This window comes from Mycolicibacterium palauense (genome assembly GCF_002592005.1).
Taxonomy (GTDB): domain Bacteria; phylum Actinomycetota; class Actinomycetes; order Mycobacteriales; family Mycobacteriaceae; genus Mycobacterium; species Mycobacterium palauense.
Map to the genome: position 1 here is coordinate 1 of NZ_NVQF01000107.1, position 15,686 is coordinate 15,686.

The 15,686-nt window shown below is 69.8% G+C and carries 16 protein-coding genes; 4 read left to right on the top strand and 12 right to left on the bottom strand.

All coding sequences use genetic code 11. The annotated features are described in order from the left end of the window. A partial coding sequence (locus CSR00_RS26570) for a serine hydrolase (protein ID WP_141564495.1) occupies nucleotides 1-756 on the top strand: 756 nt, incomplete at its 5' end. On the opposite strand, the gene trmD is transcribed toward CSR00_RS26570, so the two are convergent. From trmD to CSR00_RS26600, 6 genes are all read right to left on the bottom strand, one after another. Continuing rightward, nucleotides 753-1,439 carry a tRNA (guanosine(37)-N1)-methyltransferase TrmD gene (gene trmD / locus CSR00_RS26575; RefSeq protein WP_099025397.1) on the bottom strand — a complete coding sequence of 229 codons (687 nt, stop codon included), beginning with the start codon at nucleotides 1,437-1,439 and terminating at the stop codon, nucleotides 753-755. The two genes, CSR00_RS26570 and trmD, sit on opposite strands and share 4 nt — an antisense overlap. A gap of 10 nt (nucleotides 1,440-1,449) precedes the next feature. Beyond that, on the bottom strand, nucleotides 1,450-1,971 hold the full coding sequence (rimM, locus tag CSR00_RS26580; protein ID WP_099025398.1) for a ribosome maturation factor RimM: 522 nt from the start codon (nucleotides 1,969-1,971) through the stop codon (nucleotides 1,450-1,452). A gap of 12 nt (nucleotides 1,972-1,983) precedes the next feature. Next, on the bottom strand, nucleotides 1,984-2,226 hold the full coding sequence (locus CSR00_RS26585; protein WP_003878715.1) for an RNA-binding protein: 243 nt from the start codon (nucleotides 2,224-2,226) through the stop codon (nucleotides 1,984-1,986). Beyond that, complete coding sequence (rpsP, locus tag CSR00_RS26590; RefSeq protein WP_099025399.1) at nucleotides 2,223-2,741, bottom strand: 30S ribosomal protein S16; 519 nt, start codon at nucleotides 2,739-2,741, stop codon at nucleotides 2,223-2,225. The genes CSR00_RS26585 and rpsP overlap by 4 nt, the downstream gene beginning before the upstream one ends. Nucleotides 2,742-2,921: 180 nt before the next feature. Beyond that, entirely contained in the window at nucleotides 2,922-4,280 is a 1,359-nt protein-coding gene (gene mgtE, locus CSR00_RS26595) for a magnesium transporter (protein ID WP_099025400.1), read from the bottom strand. Between the two features lie 6 nt (nucleotides 4,281-4,286). Continuing rightward, the gene (locus CSR00_RS26600) at nucleotides 4,287-4,718 is read right to left on the bottom strand and encodes a nuclear transport factor 2 family protein (protein ID WP_099025401.1); all 432 of its coding nucleotides are present in this window, start codon (nucleotides 4,716-4,718) and stop codon (nucleotides 4,287-4,289) included. A gap of 69 nt (nucleotides 4,719-4,787) precedes the next feature. On the opposite strand from CSR00_RS26600, the gene CSR00_RS26605 reads away from it, so the two are divergent. Further along, the gene (locus tag CSR00_RS26605) at nucleotides 4,788-5,684 is read left to right on the top strand and encodes a D-alanyl-D-alanine carboxypeptidase family protein (RefSeq protein WP_099025402.1); all 897 of its coding nucleotides are present in this window, start codon (nucleotides 4,788-4,790) and stop codon (nucleotides 5,682-5,684) included. 171 nt (nucleotides 5,685-5,855) lie between these two features. Further along, nucleotides 5,856-6,707 carry a D-alanyl-D-alanine carboxypeptidase family protein gene (locus CSR00_RS26610; protein ID WP_099025409.1) on the top strand — a complete coding sequence of 284 codons (852 nt, stop codon included), beginning with the start codon at nucleotides 5,856-5,858 and terminating at the stop codon, nucleotides 6,705-6,707. Nucleotides 6,708-6,732: 25 nt separating this feature from the next. Here the strand turns inward: CSR00_RS26610 and CSR00_RS26615 are convergent, their stop codons facing one another. Next, nucleotides 6,733-7,839, bottom strand: a complete 1,107-nt coding sequence (locus tag CSR00_RS26615) for a metal-dependent hydrolase family protein (RefSeq protein ID WP_099025403.1) — start codon at nucleotides 7,837-7,839, stop codon at nucleotides 6,733-6,735. Between the two features lie 37 nt (nucleotides 7,840-7,876). Beyond that, nucleotides 7,877-9,445 (bottom strand): signal recognition particle protein, encoded by a 1,569-nt coding sequence (gene ffh, locus CSR00_RS26620; RefSeq protein ID WP_099025404.1) that lies wholly within the window; start codon nucleotides 9,443-9,445, stop codon nucleotides 7,877-7,879. 146 nt (nucleotides 9,446-9,591) lie between these two features. Between ffh and CSR00_RS26625 the strand changes: the two genes are divergently transcribed. Further along, complete coding sequence (locus CSR00_RS26625) at nucleotides 9,592-10,074, top strand: GtrA family protein (RefSeq protein ID WP_245906576.1); 483 nt, start codon at nucleotides 9,592-9,594, stop codon at nucleotides 10,072-10,074. An 88-nt stretch (nucleotides 10,075-10,162) separates the two neighbouring features. Here the strand turns inward: CSR00_RS26625 and CSR00_RS26630 are convergent, their stop codons facing one another. The 4 genes from CSR00_RS26630 to ftsY all read right to left on the bottom strand — a co-directional run. Further along, on the bottom strand, nucleotides 10,163-12,643 hold the full coding sequence (locus tag CSR00_RS26630) for a [protein-PII] uridylyltransferase (protein ID WP_099025405.1): 2,481 nt from the start codon (nucleotides 12,641-12,643) through the stop codon (nucleotides 10,163-10,165). 74 nt (nucleotides 12,644-12,717) lie between these two features. Then, the gene (locus tag CSR00_RS26635; RefSeq protein WP_099025406.1) at nucleotides 12,718-13,056 is read right to left on the bottom strand and encodes a P-II family nitrogen regulator; all 339 of its coding nucleotides are present in this window, start codon (nucleotides 13,054-13,056) and stop codon (nucleotides 12,718-12,720) included. Between the two features lie 39 nt (nucleotides 13,057-13,095). Continuing rightward, nucleotides 13,096-14,448, bottom strand: coding sequence for an ammonium transporter (locus CSR00_RS26640; protein ID WP_099025407.1), 1,353 nt, complete (start codon nucleotides 14,446-14,448; stop codon nucleotides 13,096-13,098). Nucleotides 14,449-14,691: 243 nt separating this feature from the next. Then, on the bottom strand, nucleotides 14,692-15,686 hold a 995-nt coding region (ftsY, locus tag CSR00_RS26645; protein ID WP_099025408.1), incomplete at its 5' end, for a signal recognition particle-docking protein FtsY.

Here is a 15,686-nt window from a genome sequence, read left to right on the forward strand (position 1 = left end):
ACCCCGGACTCGCCACAGAACCTCTCCGCGCCCCCGTTCGCGGGGCTCAACACCCGGGCCCTTCAGGCCACCACCGACGCCGCCGACGAGGGCGCCGACATCGCGTTCCTGGTGCTCGACCGGGAGACCGGGCACGAGGTGTCCAGCGGCAACACCCGGGGCCTGGCGACCGCCTCGGTGGCCAAGCTGTTCATCGCCGACGATCTGCTGATGCGCGAGCCGGACCTGTCCCCGGACGACCGCAGATCCCTGGACGTGATGCTGCGCTCCTCCGACGACGATGCCGCCGAGATGTTCTGGAACCGCGGCGGCGGCGACGCCATCATCACCCGGGTCGCCGGGCGCTACGGGCTGGGCGCCACCTCACCGCCGGACAACGGGCGCTGGTGGAACACCGTCACCTCCGCTCAGGATCTGGTGCAGTACTACGACATGCTGCTCAACGGCACCGGCGGACTACCCCCGGAGCGGGCCAACATCATCGTCAACAACCTGGCCCAGTCCACCCCCAACGGTATCGACGGGTACCCGCAGCGCTTCGGCATCCCCGACGGTCTCTACGCCGAACCCGTTGCAGTCAAACAGGGTTGGATGTGCTGCGTCGGATCGGACTGGATGCATCTGTCCACCGGCATCATCGGCTCCGACCGCCGCTACCTGATGGTGATCTACTCACTGCAGCCCACCGACGCCGCGACCGCGCGCGCCACCATCACCCAGGCGGTCAAGACGATGTTCCCGGACGGCCGGATCTAGCCGAGCAGGTCGGGCCGCCGCTGCCGGGTGCGCTGCAGCGACTGTTCGTGGCGCCACTGGTCGACGCGGGCGTGGTTGCCCGACAACAACACCTCGGGAACGTCGAGTCCCCGCCAGCTCGGCGGGCGGGTGTAGCTCGGCCCCTCCAGCAGCCCGCCGACGTGGGCGGAGTGTGAGTCGTCCTGCGAGGAAAGCGGATTGCCCAGCACCTCGGGCAGCAGACGCACCACCGCCTCGATCATCACCAGGGCGGCGGATTCCCCCCCGGGCAGCACGTAGTCACCGATGGAAACCTCCTCGACGCGCATGCGCCGCGCCGCGTCGATCGCGACCCGCTGGTCTATCCCCTCGTAGCGTCCGCAGGCGAACACCAGATGCTCTTCCCCGCTCCATCGCGCGGCGGTCGCCTGGTCGAACGGCACACCCGCCGGGGTGGGGATGACCAGAAGGGTCTTCTCCGAACAGAGTTCGTCGAGGGCGTCTCCCCAGACCGGAGCACGCATCACCATGCCCGGCCCACCGCCGTAGGGTGCATCGTCGACGGAACGGTGCACATCGTGTGTCCACCCGCGCAGGTCGTGCACCCCGAGCGCGACCCGCCCCGACTGAATGGCCTTGCCCGGCAGCGACTGCCGCAGGGGTTCGAGGTACCCGGGGAAGATGGTGACGACGTCGATGCGCATCGGTGCGGCCCTACTCGAGGTCCAGCAGACCCTCGGGCGGGTCGATCTCGACCACGCCGTCGGCCAGGGAAACCGTCGGGACGATCGCCGACACGAAGGGCACCAGCACCTCGGAACCGGAATCCCTTTTCACCGAGAGCAGTTCACCGCCCGCGGTGTGCACGACCTCGGTGACGGTGCCGATGTCGGCCCCGTCGACGAGCCGGACCCGCAGCCCCTCGAGCTGATGGTCGTAGAACTCGTCGGGCTCGTCGATCGGCGGCAGCTGCCCGGAGTCCACCAGAAACAGCATCCCGCGCAACGCGTCCGCCGCATCACGGTCTCCGACGCCGGCGAGCCGGAGCAACAGCCGGCCGCCGTGTGTGCGCACGGAATCGACCACCAGGTCGCGGTCTCCCCCGCCCCTGGGCGCCCGGCCGCGCAGCACGGTGCCCGGGACGAATCGCGCGTCGGGATCGTCGGTGCGAACCTCGACCACCAGCTCGCCGGCGATCCCGTGGGCCTTGACCACGCGCCCGACGACCAGTTCCATGCCCCGGTCGACCTACTGGTCGGTGTCCACCACGTCGACGCGGATGCCGCGTCCACCGATACCGGCCACGAGTGTGCGCAGCGCGGTGGCGGTCCGGCCGCCCCGGCCGATGACCTTGCCGAGGTCGTCGGGATGGACGTGCACCTCGACGGTGCGACCGCGCCGGCTGGTCACCATGTCGACGCGGACGTCATCGGGGTTGTCGACGATCCCGCGCACCAGGTGCTCGACGGCGTCGACGACGACGGTGCTCATTCGGCGGTGGTCTCCGAACTGGTCTCGGCGCTGGTCTCCGAGCTGGTCTCGGCGCTGGTCTCGGCGGCAGACTCAGCAGCGGGCTCCGCGGCAGACTCGGCGGCGTCCTGCTCGGCCTTCTTCGCGGGAGCCTTCTTCTTCTTCGGCTGGGTGGCCTCACCGGCGGGCGCACCGTCGGCGGCCGCCAGCGCGGCGTTGAACAGGTCCAGCTTGGAGGGCTTGGGCTCCTTGAGCTTGAGGGTCCCCTCGGCGCCCGGCAGGCCCTTGAACTTCTGCCAGTCGCCGGTGATCTTGAGCAGGGCCAGGACGGGCTCGGTGGGCTGAGCACCGACGCCGAGCCAGTACTGCGCGCGCTCCGAGTCGATCTCGATCAGGCTCGGGTCTTCCTTGGGGTGGTACCGGCCGATGATCTCGATGGCGCGCCCGTCACGGCGGGTGCGCGCGTCGGCGACGGCGATGCGGTACTGGGGGTTGCGGATCTTGCCAAGCCGGGTGAGCTTGATCTTGACAGCCATGGTGAAACGTTTCTCCTCGGATTGCCACGCTGCAATTCAGCGATCTCGGGCGGGATGCCAGGATCCGGTTTTGCCTCGCGTGTGTGACCAGCGCACGGCGCATCCACGGAGGAAACCGCGCGGCGGACAGCCCTAGATTGTGCCAGAACCGGCCGCGTCACCAAAAATCGCGGTCCGGCCTCAGATCCCCAGCACCGCCTTGGCGATGAAGAAGTAGACCAGCAGGCCGCTGGCATCGACGAACGTCGAGATGAACGGATTGGCGAACACGGCGGGATCGGCCCGGATCGCGCGCGCCAGCATCGGCATCCCCCCGCCCACGGTCGCGGCCATGGTGCACAACGCCAGGAAGGTCAGCCCGATGACGGTGCCGATGGACACGCTGTAGATGATCGAGACGATCAGGAACGCGATGGCGCCGAGCACGACACCCAGCGACAGACCGACGCGGAACTCCCGGAAGAGCACCTTGCCCAGGTCGCGGGGGCGGACATCGCCGAGCGCCAGCGCCCGGGTCACCGTGGTCGCCGCCTGGTTTCCGGTGTTGCCGCCGGTTCCGATCAGCAGCGGAATGAACAGCGCGAGGGTCACCACCTCGGCGAGGGTGTCCTCGAAGACCTCGAGGACCTGCACGGTCAGCGTCGCGCCGACGGCCAGGACCAGCAGCCACACCACCCGCGACCGCATCAGTCCCAGCACCGGGGCGGTCAGGTAGGGCCGGCGCAGCGGTTCGACGCCGCCGATGCGGGCCTGGTCCTCGGAGTCGGCGTCCTCCAGGATCGACAGCGCGTCGTCGACCGTCAGGATGCCGACGATGCGGGTGTCGTTGTCGACGACCGGCAGCGCCAGCATCTTCAGGTCCGCGCAGCGCCGCGCGGCCGTCTCGGCGTCGTCGGTGGCGTGCACCCACTGCGCGGGCTGCATCACCTCGGCGATCGTCGTCCCCGGTGGGGCCTTGAGCAGTTCACGCAGGCTGACCACGCCGATCAGCGTGCGGTCCTCGTCGGTGACCGGCAGCGTGTAGACCGTCTCGGCGTCCTCGAGGTGGTCGGCCAGCTTGGTCAGCGCGGTGGCGGTGGTCCATTCGGGCCGCACCCGCACGAATTCCGGGCTCATCCGGCGGCCGATCGAGCCGTGCTGATAGCCGAGGATTTCCGCGGTCATGTCCCGTTCGTCGGCGGGCAGGCCCTGCAGCAGCCGGCGGGCCACGTTGGCGGGCAGCTCGTCGAGCAGCTCGACGCGGTCGTCGGGGTCCATGTCGGCGAACAGCTCGGCGGTGTGCTCGTCCTGCAGCGCCCCCACCAGATCGCTCTGCAGGCTGGGGTCGAGCACCTCGAAGACCTCCAGCGCCCGCCCCTTCGGGAGCATGCGGTAGGCGACGGCCCGTCGCTTGCTGTCCAGGCGCTCGAGGATGTCGAGGATCTGGCCGGTGGGCAGGGCGCTCAACGTGGCGGTGAGTTCGGCGAAGGAGCCGTGATCGACCGCTCGTTCGACGCTTCTGACGATGGATTCCGGGACGAACTCGTCGACGTCGGTCACATCTGGTCAGACTAGTTTGTCAAAGCACTTCGTCTCTACCCGAGACGTCATCCGCCAGCCGTCCGGCGTGCGGATGAATTCGTCGTCGTACCACAGCCCGCAGAACAGCACCTGCTTGTCCGCCTGCCCGTTCTCCGAGTCGAGCACCATCGGGTTGAAACAGATCACGCGGGAGCTGGCGGTGTCGCCGTCGATGACGACCGACAGGTTTCCCAGCATGTGCGAGTAGGCCGGGAAGTTGGGCAGCACCTCGGCCAGCCAGGCCTTCACCTCGGGGTAGCGGCCGTCGATGCCGCCCATCGCGCGGTAGTCGATGTAGGCGTCCGGGGTGAACACCCGGTCGAGGTCATCGAAGCGGCGCTGATCGATGGCGGTGGAGTAGTCGACCAGAAGCTGCTGGATCTCCAACCGGTCGGAGATCTCCTCCAGACTCAGCATGTCTGCATTCAACACCGCGGGATCCGCCGGCGTGCGTGCGGGGTTGGGCCAGGGTTAGGCTCAGCCCCCATGTGGAAGCCAGCCGCCGCGCCGAAACTGCTTGCCGCGCTCGCGGTGCTGCTCGCCAGCGTGACGCTGGCGGGCTCCCCCGGCGCCGGCGCCGACACCGTGGACGTCCAGCCGGTGGGCTCGGCGCCCATCCCGCCGGGGCCGGCGCCGACCTGGGTGGTCGCCGACCTCGACAGCGGCCAGATCCTGGCCGGAAGCGGTGAGAACGTCCGCCACGCCCCCGCCAGCACCATCAAGGTCCTGCTCGCCCAGGTGGTGCTCGACGAGCTGCCGCTGGACGCCACCGTCGTGGCCGACGCCGCCGACGCCGATGTCGAGTGCAACTGCGCCGGGGTACGGCCCGGAGCCACCTACACCACCCGCCAGCTGCTCGACGGTTTGTTGCTGGTGTCGGGCAACGACGCCGCCAACACCCTGGCGCACATGCTCGGGGGGATCGGCCCCGCGGTGGCAAAGATGAACGCCAAGGCCGCCGCCCTGGGCGCGCACGACACCCTGGCCGGGTCTCCGTCGGGCCTCAACGGTCCCGGTATCGACGGCTTCACCACCCCGCACGACCTGGCGATCATCTTCCGCGCCGCGCTGGCCAATCCGGCGTTCGCACAGATCACCGCGACGCCGCGGGCGCCCTTCCCGGGCCCCGACGGGCCCCGCGAGCTGGTGAACCAGAACGAGCTGCTGTTCGGCTACCCCGGGATGCTGGGCGGCAAGACGGGATTCACCGACGTCGCCAAGAAGACCTACGTCGGTGCCGCGCAGCGCGGCGACCGCAGGCTCGTGGTCGCCATGATGTACGGGCTGGTCAAGGAGGGCGGCCCGACCTACTGGGATCAGGCCTCGAGCCTGCTGGACTGGGGCTTCGCGCTGGACCGCAACGCCAGCGTCGGCATGCTGTAGGGCTCCCACCGCCCAGCACCGACCGCCCACAGATGAGTGCGCCCCGCGACGGGAGCGCCGAACGTTGCCGTTCCGCGGCCGTTTCGAGACACCCCCTGGCTACGCTCGGCCCTCGTGCGCCCCGTTTCGCGCCGCTTTCTGCCGGCGGCAGCCGTGGTGAGCCTGCCGGCTCTGACGAGGTTTTTCGCGTCCTTCGCGTCCTCCGTGGCTCTCGTGGCCCTCGTCGTGGGCGCCGGGCCGATAGGCGGCCGTGCCGCCGCGGCCCCCGACCCCGGCCCGGCCGGCGCGCTCGCGGCCCCCGACGGCCCGGCCGCGGCCTGGCTGCTGGCCGATATGGACACCGGAAGCATCCTGGCCTCGAAGAACCCCTACCAGCCGCACGCTCCCGCCAGCACCATCAAGGTGCTGCTGGCGATGGTCGTACTCGACCACCTGCATCCGGGCGCGGCGGTGCGCGCGGCCCCGGTGCACACCCGGGTCGAATGCTCCTGCGTCGGTCTGGTGCCCGGCCAGGTCTACACCACCCGCCAGCTGCTGGAAGGTCTGCTGCTGGTGTCGGGCAACGACGCCGCCAATCTGCTCGGTGACATGCTCGGCGGGATGCGCGCCGCGGTGTGGCGGATGAACGTCAAGGCCGCCCAGCTGGGGGCCCGCAGCACCCGGGCCTCCTCGCCGTCGGGGCTGGACGGGCCGGGCTGGGAGTCGGTGACCACCCCGCACGACCTGGCCGTGATGCTGCGCGCCGCGCTGAGATATCCGCTGATCGCCCACATCATGCGACAGCCCGAGGCGCAGTTCCCGGACCGGACCGGCTACAAGACGATCGTCAACCAGAACGAGCTGCTGCGGCGCTACCCCGGCGACCTCGCCGGCAAGACCGGCTACACCAACCTGGCCCGCAAGACCTACATCGGGGCGGCCCAGCGCGGAAACCGGCGGCTGATCGTCGTGCAGATGTACGGCACCGGCGACCTCTACGGGCAGGCCGTCGACCTGTTCGACTGGGGATTCGCCCGGCCCTGAGGCCCGCGGGCGCCGCCGTACGCGCTCAGACCGGCGCCGGGCCGGCGAACACCCGCCCGCGCAGGATCACCACGTCGGGGTGGTCGAGAACGCCCGGCCGGCGGGGATCGGCGGAATAGCACACCAGGTCGGCGGGCGCGCCGTGCTCAAGGCCCGGCCGGCCCAGCCACTGCCGCGCGGCCCACGACGCGGCGCCCAGGGCCTCGGTGGGGGTCATACCGATGCCCGTGAGCGCCTGCACCTCGTCGGCGATGCGGCCATGGGCGATGCCCCCGCCCGCGTCGGTGCCGGCGAAGATCGGCACCCCCGCGTCGTGGGCGGCGCCGATCCGCTGCGCACAGCGGGCGTAGAGGTCACGCATGTGCGCGGCGTACGTGGGGTACTTCGTGGCCGCGTCGGCGAATCCCGGGAAGTTCTCGATGTTGATCAGGGTCGGCACCAGCGCCGTGCCGTGGGAGACCATCGCCTCGATGGTCTCGTCGGTCAGTCCGGTGCCGTGTTCGATGCAGTCGATGCCGGCACCGATCAGCCCGGGCAACGCGTCCTCGCCGAAGACGTGCGCGGTGACGCGGGCCCCGTTGTCGTGGGCGGCCCGTATCGCGGCCTTGAGGATGTCGTCGGACCACAGCGGCGCCAGGTCGCCGACCCCGCGGTCGATCCAGTCGCCGACCAGCTTGACCCAACCGTCGCCGAAGCGGGCCTGTTCGGCGACGGCGGCGGGCAGGTCGGCCTCGTCCTCGATGTCGATGGGCAGGCGCGGGATGTAGCGCTTGGGCCGCGCCAGGTGGCGGCCGGCGCGGATGATGCGCGGCAAGTCCGCACGCTCGTCGAAGCTGCGGGTGTCCACCGGGGAACCGGCGTCGCGCAGCAGCAGCGCCCCGGCGTCGCGCTCGGTCTCGGCCTGCCCGGCGGCCTCGTCGAGGGTGGTGGGACCGTGGAAGCCCAGCCCGACGTGGCAGTGCGCGTCCACCAGCCCGGGCAGCAGCCAGCCGTCGGAGAAGACGGTCTGCGCGGAGGCGACCGGTTCGGCGCTGAGGACACCGTCGCGCACCCACCACTCGACGGCCTCGCCGTCGGGCAGCGAGCGTCCGCGCAGGTGCAGCGCCCCGGGAGCGTTCTGGACTGTGCGCACTTCTGTACCGTCCGGCCGTACCGTCTGGACCCCGGGCCTACTTCTGCCCCGGGAACTTCAGTTTGGACAGGTCGAAGTCGGCCAGCCCCGGCGGCAGCTCGTCGAGGCCCGGCGGCATCTGCGACAGGTCGGGGAATCCGCCGGCCATCGGCGCGCCCAGCGGGTTGTTCACCTTCGGCGGGGTGGGGCCCTTCTTGCGGCCCTTCTGCCCCTTCTTGCCCTTCGCGTTCTTGCCCTTGCTCTTGGTGTTCTTGCGACCGACGCCGGGCATGCCGAACTTGCCGGCCATCGACGACATCATCTTGCGGGCCTCGAAGAACCGGTCGACGAGCTGGTTGACCTCGGACACGGTGACCCCGGAGCCGTTGGCGATCCGCAGCCGCCGTGAGGCGTTGATGATCTTGGGGTCGGCACGCTCGGCCGGGGTCATGCCGCGGATGATCGCCTGCAGCCGGTCCAGTTGCTTGTCGTCGACGGCGGCCAGGGCGTCCTTCATCTGGCCGGCACCGGGCAGCATGCCCAGCAGGTTGCCGATCGGGCCCATCTTGCGGATGGCCAGCATCTGCTCGAGGAAGTCCTCCAGCGTGAGTTCGCCGGAGCCGATCTTGGCGGCGGCCTCCTCGGCCTTCTGCTGATCGAAGACCTGCTCGGCCTGCTCGATCAGGCTCAGCACGTCGCCCATGCCCAGGATGCGGCTGGCCATCCGGTCCGGGTGGAAGACGTCGAAGTCCTCCAGCTTCTCCCCGGTGGAGGCGAACAGGATGGGCACACCGGTGACCTCACGCACCGACAGGGCCGCGCCGCCGCGGGCGTCGCCGTCGAGCTTGGTCAGCACGACACCGGTGAAGCCGACGCCGGCGCCGAAGGCCTCGGCGGTCGACACCGCGTCCTGACCGATCATCGCGTCGAGCACGAACAGCGTCTCGTCGGGGTGGACGGCATCGCGGATCGCGGCGGCCTGCGCCATCAGCACCTCGTCGATGCCCAGCCGGCCGGCCGTGTCGACGATCATCACGTCGTAGTGCTTGGACCGCGCCTCGGCGAGGCCGGCGGCGGCCACCGCGACGGGGTCCCCGGGTCCCCCGCCCTCGGTCTCGGGGGCCTCGGCGGCGGTGCCGGGGTGCGGGGCGAACACGTCGGCGCCGGCTCGCTCACCGGTGATCTTGAGCTGGTTGACCGCGCCGGGGCGCTGCAGGTCGCAGGCCACCAACAGCGGGGTGTGTCCCTGCCCTTTCAACCATTTGGCGAGTTTGCCGGCCAGGGTCGTCTTACCGGCGCCCTGCAGGCCCGCCAGCATGATGACGGTCGGCGGGTTCTTGGCGTAGGCCAACCGGCGCGTCTCACCGCCGAGGATGCCGACCAGCTCCTCGTTGACGATCTTGACGACCTGCTGGGCCGGGTTCAGCGCCGCCGACACCTCGGCACCCTTGGCGCGTTCCTTGATCCGCCCGATGAACGCCCGCACGACCGGCAGCGACACGTCGGCTTCCAGCAGCGCGAGTCTGATCTCGCGCGCGGTGGCGTCGATGTCGGCGTCGGTCAGCCGGCCCTTGCCACGTAGGCCGGTCAGCGCCCCGGTCAACCGGTCGGAGAGCGATTCAAACACGTGCCAAGCCTACTGGTGCGGGCCGGACCGCTCCGGGGGCGGCACCGGCGAGCCGACCGGTCCGGGTGCGTGAAGTTCGTTTCGCGCTCACGTTTTCGACACCCGGGGCTGGCTTGGAGCTGGCATGGGGCTGGCACAGTGACGACGTGTACGCCGTTCCGGACTCGAGACCCACCCCGGTCCCGGCGGCCGTGGAGCGCTTCCACCGGCTGTGCGCGGCCGTCGTCGCGCGGCTGCCGTTCGGTCTGGATTCCGTTGTCGCGCCGACCTTCCTCGGGTTCGCGATCATCAACAGCGGCACCTTCGCGGTGGATCTGACGGTGCTCACCGCGCTGCACTCCGGGCTGGGAGCGCCGCTGCCGGTCGCCATCACGATCGCCTACGCCACGGCGTTCGCGTTGGCCTTCACGCTCAACCGGATCTTCAACTTCTCCTCACACGCGCGGGTCGGACCGCAGATCGCGGTCTATGTCGTGGTCGTCGCCATCAACTATCTGCTGTTCATCCTCGGCGTGACCAGCGGGTTGGCCGCGCTGGGTGTCGACTACCACCTGGCCCGCATCGCCGCCGGCGGCTGCGAGGCGGTCTACATGTACAGCGCGATGCGCTGGGTGGTGTTCCGCCGCTGACCGGCGGGGCGCACGGTGGCATCCGGGGTGCATCCGGGGCCGCCCACGAGCCCAGGGCCCGCACCCGGGGCGAACCCGTCAGAACCCGTCAGCTGGCCTCCTGGACCGGCTTGGGCGGCGGTGGCGCCGGCAGCACCGCATAGAGCTCGCGTTCCAGCTCGGCCCGTTTGTCGGCCAGCTCCGACCCGCTGATCCCGAAGACGTCGACCACCGACGATCCCAGTGTGGTCACCTTCGCCCAGGTGATGTCGGCGCCGAAGCGCTCCAGCACGTGGGTGAGGATCGCCAGCAGACCGGACCTGTCGGTGGTGCGGACCTCGGCCACCAGCTGGCCGGCGGCGGGGTCGCCGTGCCAGAGAATCCTGGGCGGCGCGGCCGGCGGCCTGATCGGGACCGCGGGGGGCGGTTCCCCGACGCGGGCGGTGCCCTGGGCGTCCCGGTCGCGTTTGTCCAGCGACGCGTAGACGTCCAGTTCCCCGTTGAGCGCGAGGATGAACTGCTGACGCAGCAGCTCGGCCGCCGGCGGGGCGCCGAAGTGCGGCGACACCATGAACGTGTTGATGGCGAAGCCGCGGTGGCTGTTCACCGACGCCGAGTGCACCCGCAGCGAGCTCAGCGCCAGCACACCGGCGGCCTTGGACAGCAGCCCGCGGGTGTCCGGGGCGATGACCGTCACGCTGTAGGTGTGGCTGTTGTCGATGCGGCTCATCTCCACCCGCACCCCACCGACGTCCTCGACCAGCGCCAGGTGGCGGGCATCGATCGGGTCGGCCTGCGGCAGCGGTTCACCGGCCATCACCAGCCGGCACCGGCGCACCAGATCCCCGATCAGGGAGGACTTCCAGTCGCCCCACACGCCGGGGCCGGTCGCCAACGAATCCGCCTCGGCCAGCACGTGCAGCAGCTCCAGCAGCACCGCGTCGCCGCCGAGCGCGTTGGCCACCGCGTTGATCACCTCGGGGTCCTGCAGATCCTTGCGGGTGGCGGTGTCGGGCAGCAGCAGGTGGAAACGCACGATGGCCGACAACGTCTCGATGTCCGACGGCCACAGGCCCAGCCGGGTGCCGACCTGGGTGGCCAGCTCGGCGCCGATCACGCTGTGGTCGCCCCCGCGCCCCTTGCCGATGTCGTGCAGCAGGGCGCCCAGCATCAGCAGGTCGGGTCGTGACACCCGGGTGGTGAAAGAGCTCGCCCGCGAGACAGTCTCGATGAGATGGCGGTCGACGGTCCAGATGTGGATCACGTCGCGTGGCGGCAGGTCGCGCACCGCCCCCCATTCGGGGAACAGCCGGCCCCACAGGCCGGTGCGGTCCAGCGCCTCCACGGTGGCCACCGTCGACGGGCCCGCGGCCAACAGCACGAGAAGGTCCTTGAGCGCCTGCCGGGGCCACGGGGTGCGCAGTTCGGGCGCCGAATCGGCGAGGCGGCTCAGCGTCGACGAGGACATCGGCAGCCCGGTGATCGCGGAGGCGGCCGCCACCCGCAGCACCAGGCCCGGGTCCCGCTCGGGCCGGGCGTCGCGGGCCAGGATGACTTCGCCGTTGAACTCGATGACGCCCTCGTCCAGCGGACGCCGCGCCGGGCGCCGCAGGGCCGAAAAACCACGGCGCGGCAGGGCGTTTCCGGCGGTGCGAATACCGGCGTCGACGTAATAGCTGACGGTGCGGGCAGCGTCGGAGAGCATGCGGGCCAGGTCGAAGCGATCACCGATCTGCAGTGCGGCTCCGATCTCGTCGGCGTGCTGGGCCAGCAGCGTGTCGCGCCCCCGGCCCGAGACCCGGTGCAGTTCGGTACGCACGTTCAGCAGCGCCAGGTGGGCGCCGCCGAGCGAGCCGCTCGGCGATGCCAGCGACTGGCTCGGATAGACGTCGGCCAGTTGGGCGATCGCCAGTGCGTTGAGCAGCTGCACGTCACGCAGACCGCCGCGCCCGCTCTTGATGTCGGGCTCGGCGCGGTGGGCGATCTGGCCGAACCGCTGCCAGCGGTCCTGGGCGTGCTCGACGAGTTCGTCGAAACGGGCCGCGATTCCGGTGCGCCACTGCCGGCGCGCCCCGCCGATGAGCAACGACGAGAGCTCGGAGTCGCCGGCGATGTGGCGCGCCTCGAGCATGGCCAGACCCGCCGAGGTGTCCTCACCGGCGACCTGCAGCGCCTCCGGAACCGTACGCACGCTGTGGTCGAGGCGAATATTGGCGTCCCACAACGGATACCACAACCGCTCGGCGACCTCGCTGACCTGATCCTGCGACAGGTTGTCGTGCAACAGCATCAGGTCGAGATCGGAGAACGGCACCATCTCACCCCGGCCGAGGCCGCCGGTCGCAACGATGGCCAGCCCGCTGGTCGGGGTGATACCGATCTCGGTGGCCTTGGTGGCGAGCCAGAACTCGTGCAGGTCGAGCAGGGCGTCGCGCAGCGCCGCCGCGTCCAGTTGCCGCGCTCCCCCGGTCACCAACTGGCGCACGGCCGCGGCCAGATCGGAGGCGGGTTTTGCGGTCGGGTTGAAAGAGCCCGCCGCCGGGGCCCCCTGATCGGAGGCGCCGGCGGCGGATTCTTCTGATCGTGTCATCTGCAGTCCTCCCGGGCTCTATACCGACAAGTGCTCACTCGGCACGGGCCCGGGGGACGCTCAGACGTTGTCGCTCACAGTGCGTCGGTCCCCCGCTCGCCGGTGCGGACCCGGACCACGGTCTCGACCGGGCTGACCCACACCTTCCCGTCACCGATCTTGCCGGTGCGGGCGGCCTGGACGATGACATCCACCACCTTGTCGACGGCGGAATCATCGACCACCACCTCTACGCGAACCTTGGGCACGAAATCCACGGAGTACTCGGCGCCTCGGTAGACCTCGGTGTGTCCCTTCTGGCGTCCGTATCCCTGGACTTCGCTGACGGTCATACCGAGGATACCCGTCTGTTCGAGTCCGGTCTTGACGTCTTCGAGCGTGAACGGTTTAACGATCGCAGTGATCAGCTTCATTTGGTCGGCCCCTTCCCAGACACTGTCGATTGTTCCCGATCAGGCGAGTTCATAAGCCGTCTCCGCGTGTTCGGCCTGGTCAATTCCATGCTCCTCGTCCTCGACGCTGACCCGCCAGCCCAGCGGCTTGACGATGTAAGCGATGATGACGGTCATCACTCCGGTGAAGATCAGTGCCGACAAAGCGATCACGACCTGCACCACCAGCTGCTTGATGCCGCCGCCGTAGAAGAGCCCGGTTTCGGTTGCCAGGAAGCCGATTCCGACGGTGCCCCAGAGGCCGGAGACCAGGTGCACACCCACCACGTCGAGCGAGTCGTCATAGCCGAACTTGTATTTCAGCCCGATGGCCAGCGCCGACAGAATGCCCGCGATCGCCCCCAGGATGATCGAACCGATCGGTGAGAGCGCACCGCACGCCGGGGTGATCGCGACCAGGCCGGCCACGATGCCCGAAGCGGCACCGACGCTGGTGGCGTGCCCGTCACGGACCTTCTCCACCAGGAGCCAGGCCATCATCGCGGCCGCGGTGGCCGCGGTGGTGTTGACGAACACCTGGCCGGCGATCATGTCCGCGGCCCCCTCGGAGCCGACGTTGAAGCCGTACCAGCCGAACCACAGGATCGCCGCACCCAGCATCACCCACGGAATGTTGTGCGGCCGGTAGGCGGTCTTGCCGAATCCGACCCGCTTGCCGATCAGCAGCACCAGCACCAGCGCGGCCATACCGGCGTTGATGTGAACCACGGTGCCACCGGCGAAGTCGATCGGCGCGACGTTGGCTTCACCGTCGGTGCTTCCGAACATCCAGGAAGCGAAGCTGCTCTCGGCCCCGGACAGCAGACCACCGCCCCAGACCATGTGCGACAGCGGGAAGTACACCAGCGTCGCCCACAGGCCGCCGAACAGCAGCCACGTGCCGAACTTCATCCGCTCGGCGACCGCACCGCTGATCAGGGCGACCGTGATGACGGCGAAGGTGAGCTGGAAGGCGACCCAGATGATGGCGGGTACCGTCCCGAAACCACCCATCACATAACCGGTGACGTCGTCACCGAGATCTTTGGTCTCCAGCAGTTGGCTAACGCCGAACAGGGAGAAGGGGTTGTCGAAAACACCCCAGATATCGCTCTCCCCGGTGTGTGCCGAGGAGAAGGACATCGAGTAGCCCCACAGCACGTAGATGATGCTGACGACCCCGATGGAGCCGAACGACATCATCATCATGTTGAGGACGGACTTCTGGCGGGACAACCCGCCGTAGAAGAACGCCAGGCCGGGTGTCATGAACAACACCAAGGCGGTGGCCGTGATGACCCACGCGGTATCACCCGCGCTTAGGCCATCTGGACCGAAGGGCAGGAACTGGTCGTCAGGCAAGGCTAAGACCACTTTGTGTGAACCTCCTTTGGACGTGCGCCGACGGATCGGCATCACGAGAAGGTTCGATGCAAGCGGTTTCGCCTGTGATTCTGTTGTGTTTCTTTGAAGTGAACGGCTTCCCCAGATCTGTTACACCTGTGTTTCATGCCGTTCCGGGATGCGGGCCGGGCGAAGACGTGGCAGGCTACTTCGCCCCCCGGCCCGTCCGGCCCTCCGGAGCCCCTTTCCGGGGCATCGTCCGGGGGTTTCCCGCTACCCCAGCAGCGCGTCGACGAAGGCGCCCGGCTCGAACGGCGCCAGGTCGTCGGGTCCTTCGCCGAGACCCACCAGCTTGACCGGAACACCGAGCTCCTGCTGGACGCGGAAGACGATGCCGCCCTTGGCTGTACCGTCCAGCTTGGTGAGCACCACGCCGGTGATGTCGACGACCTCGGCAAACACCCGCGCCTGCGCCAGCCCGTTCTGGCCGATGGTCGCGTCGAGCACCAGCAGCACCTCGTCGACGGCGGCCCGTTTGCCCACGACCCGTTTGACCTTGCCGAGTTCGTCCATCAGGCCCGCCTTGGTGTGCAGTCGGCCCGCGGTGTCGACGACGACGACGTCGGCGCCGTCGGCGATGCCCGTGTCCACGGCGTCGAATGCCACCGAGGCCGGATCGGCGCCCTCAGCTCCGCGGACCACCTCCGCGCCGACCCGCGACCCCCAGGCCTGCAGCTGATCGGCGGCCGCGGCGCGGAACGTGTCGGCGGCTCCGAGCACCACCCGGCGGCCGTCGGCGACGAGCACCCGCGCCAGTTTGCCGACCGTGGTCGTCTTCCCGGTGCCGTTGACGCCGACCACCAGCAGCACCGAGGGAGCGTCGGCGTGCGGCAACGCCCTGATGGACCGGTCGAACTCGGGGTGCAGCTCGGAGATCAGCGCATCCCGTAACACCGCGCGCGCGTCGGCCCCGGTTCGGGCCCCGCTGGAGACGAGCCTGCTGCGCAGCTGTTCCATCACCGACGCGGTCACCACCGGCCCCAGGTCGGCGATGAGCAGGGTGTCCTCGACCTCTTCCCACGAGTCCTCGTCGAGGTCGCCGGCGCCCAGCAGCCCCAGCACGCTGCGCCCCAGCGCGTTCTGCGACTTGGCCAGCCGACCTCGTAGCCGATCCAGCCGGCCCGCCGTCGGCGCGATGGTGTCCAGAACCGGCGCCGCCTCGGGCGGGGCTTCGGCGGGGGCGGCCGCAGCTTCGGGCGGCGCGGGCG

What these genes read in the sequence shown, in the direction of transcription:
- CSR00_RS26630 (WP_099025405.1), bottom strand. Translation starts at nt 12,643, where the DNA reads ATGACACGATCAGAAGAATCCGCCGCCGGCGCCTCCGATCAGGGGGCC.
- CSR00_RS26600 (WP_099025401.1), bottom strand. Translation starts at nt 4,718, where the DNA reads ATGCTGAGTCTGGAGGAGATCTCCGACCGGTTGGAGATCCAGCAGCTT.
- rimM (WP_099025398.1), bottom strand. Translation starts at nt 1,971, where the DNA reads ATGGAACTGGTCGTCGGGCGCGTGGTCAAGGCCCACGGGATCGCCGGC.
- CSR00_RS26605 (WP_099025402.1), top strand. Translation starts at nt 4,788, where the DNA reads ATGTGGAAGCCAGCCGCCGCGCCGAAACTGCTTGCCGCGCTCGCGGTG.
- CSR00_RS26585 (WP_003878715.1), bottom strand. Translation starts at nt 2,226, where the DNA reads ATGAGCACCGTCGTCGTCGACGCCGTCGAGCACCTGGTGCGCGGGATC.
- rpsP (WP_099025399.1), bottom strand. Translation starts at nt 2,741, where the DNA reads ATGGCTGTCAAGATCAAGCTCACCCGGCTTGGCAAGATCCGCAACCCC.
- CSR00_RS26635 (WP_099025406.1), bottom strand. Translation starts at nt 13,056, where the DNA reads ATGAAGCTGATCACTGCGATCGTTAAACCGTTCACGCTCGAAGACGTC.
- trmD (WP_099025397.1), bottom strand. Translation starts at nt 1,439, where the DNA reads ATGCGCATCGACGTCGTCACCATCTTCCCCGGGTACCTCGAACCCCTG.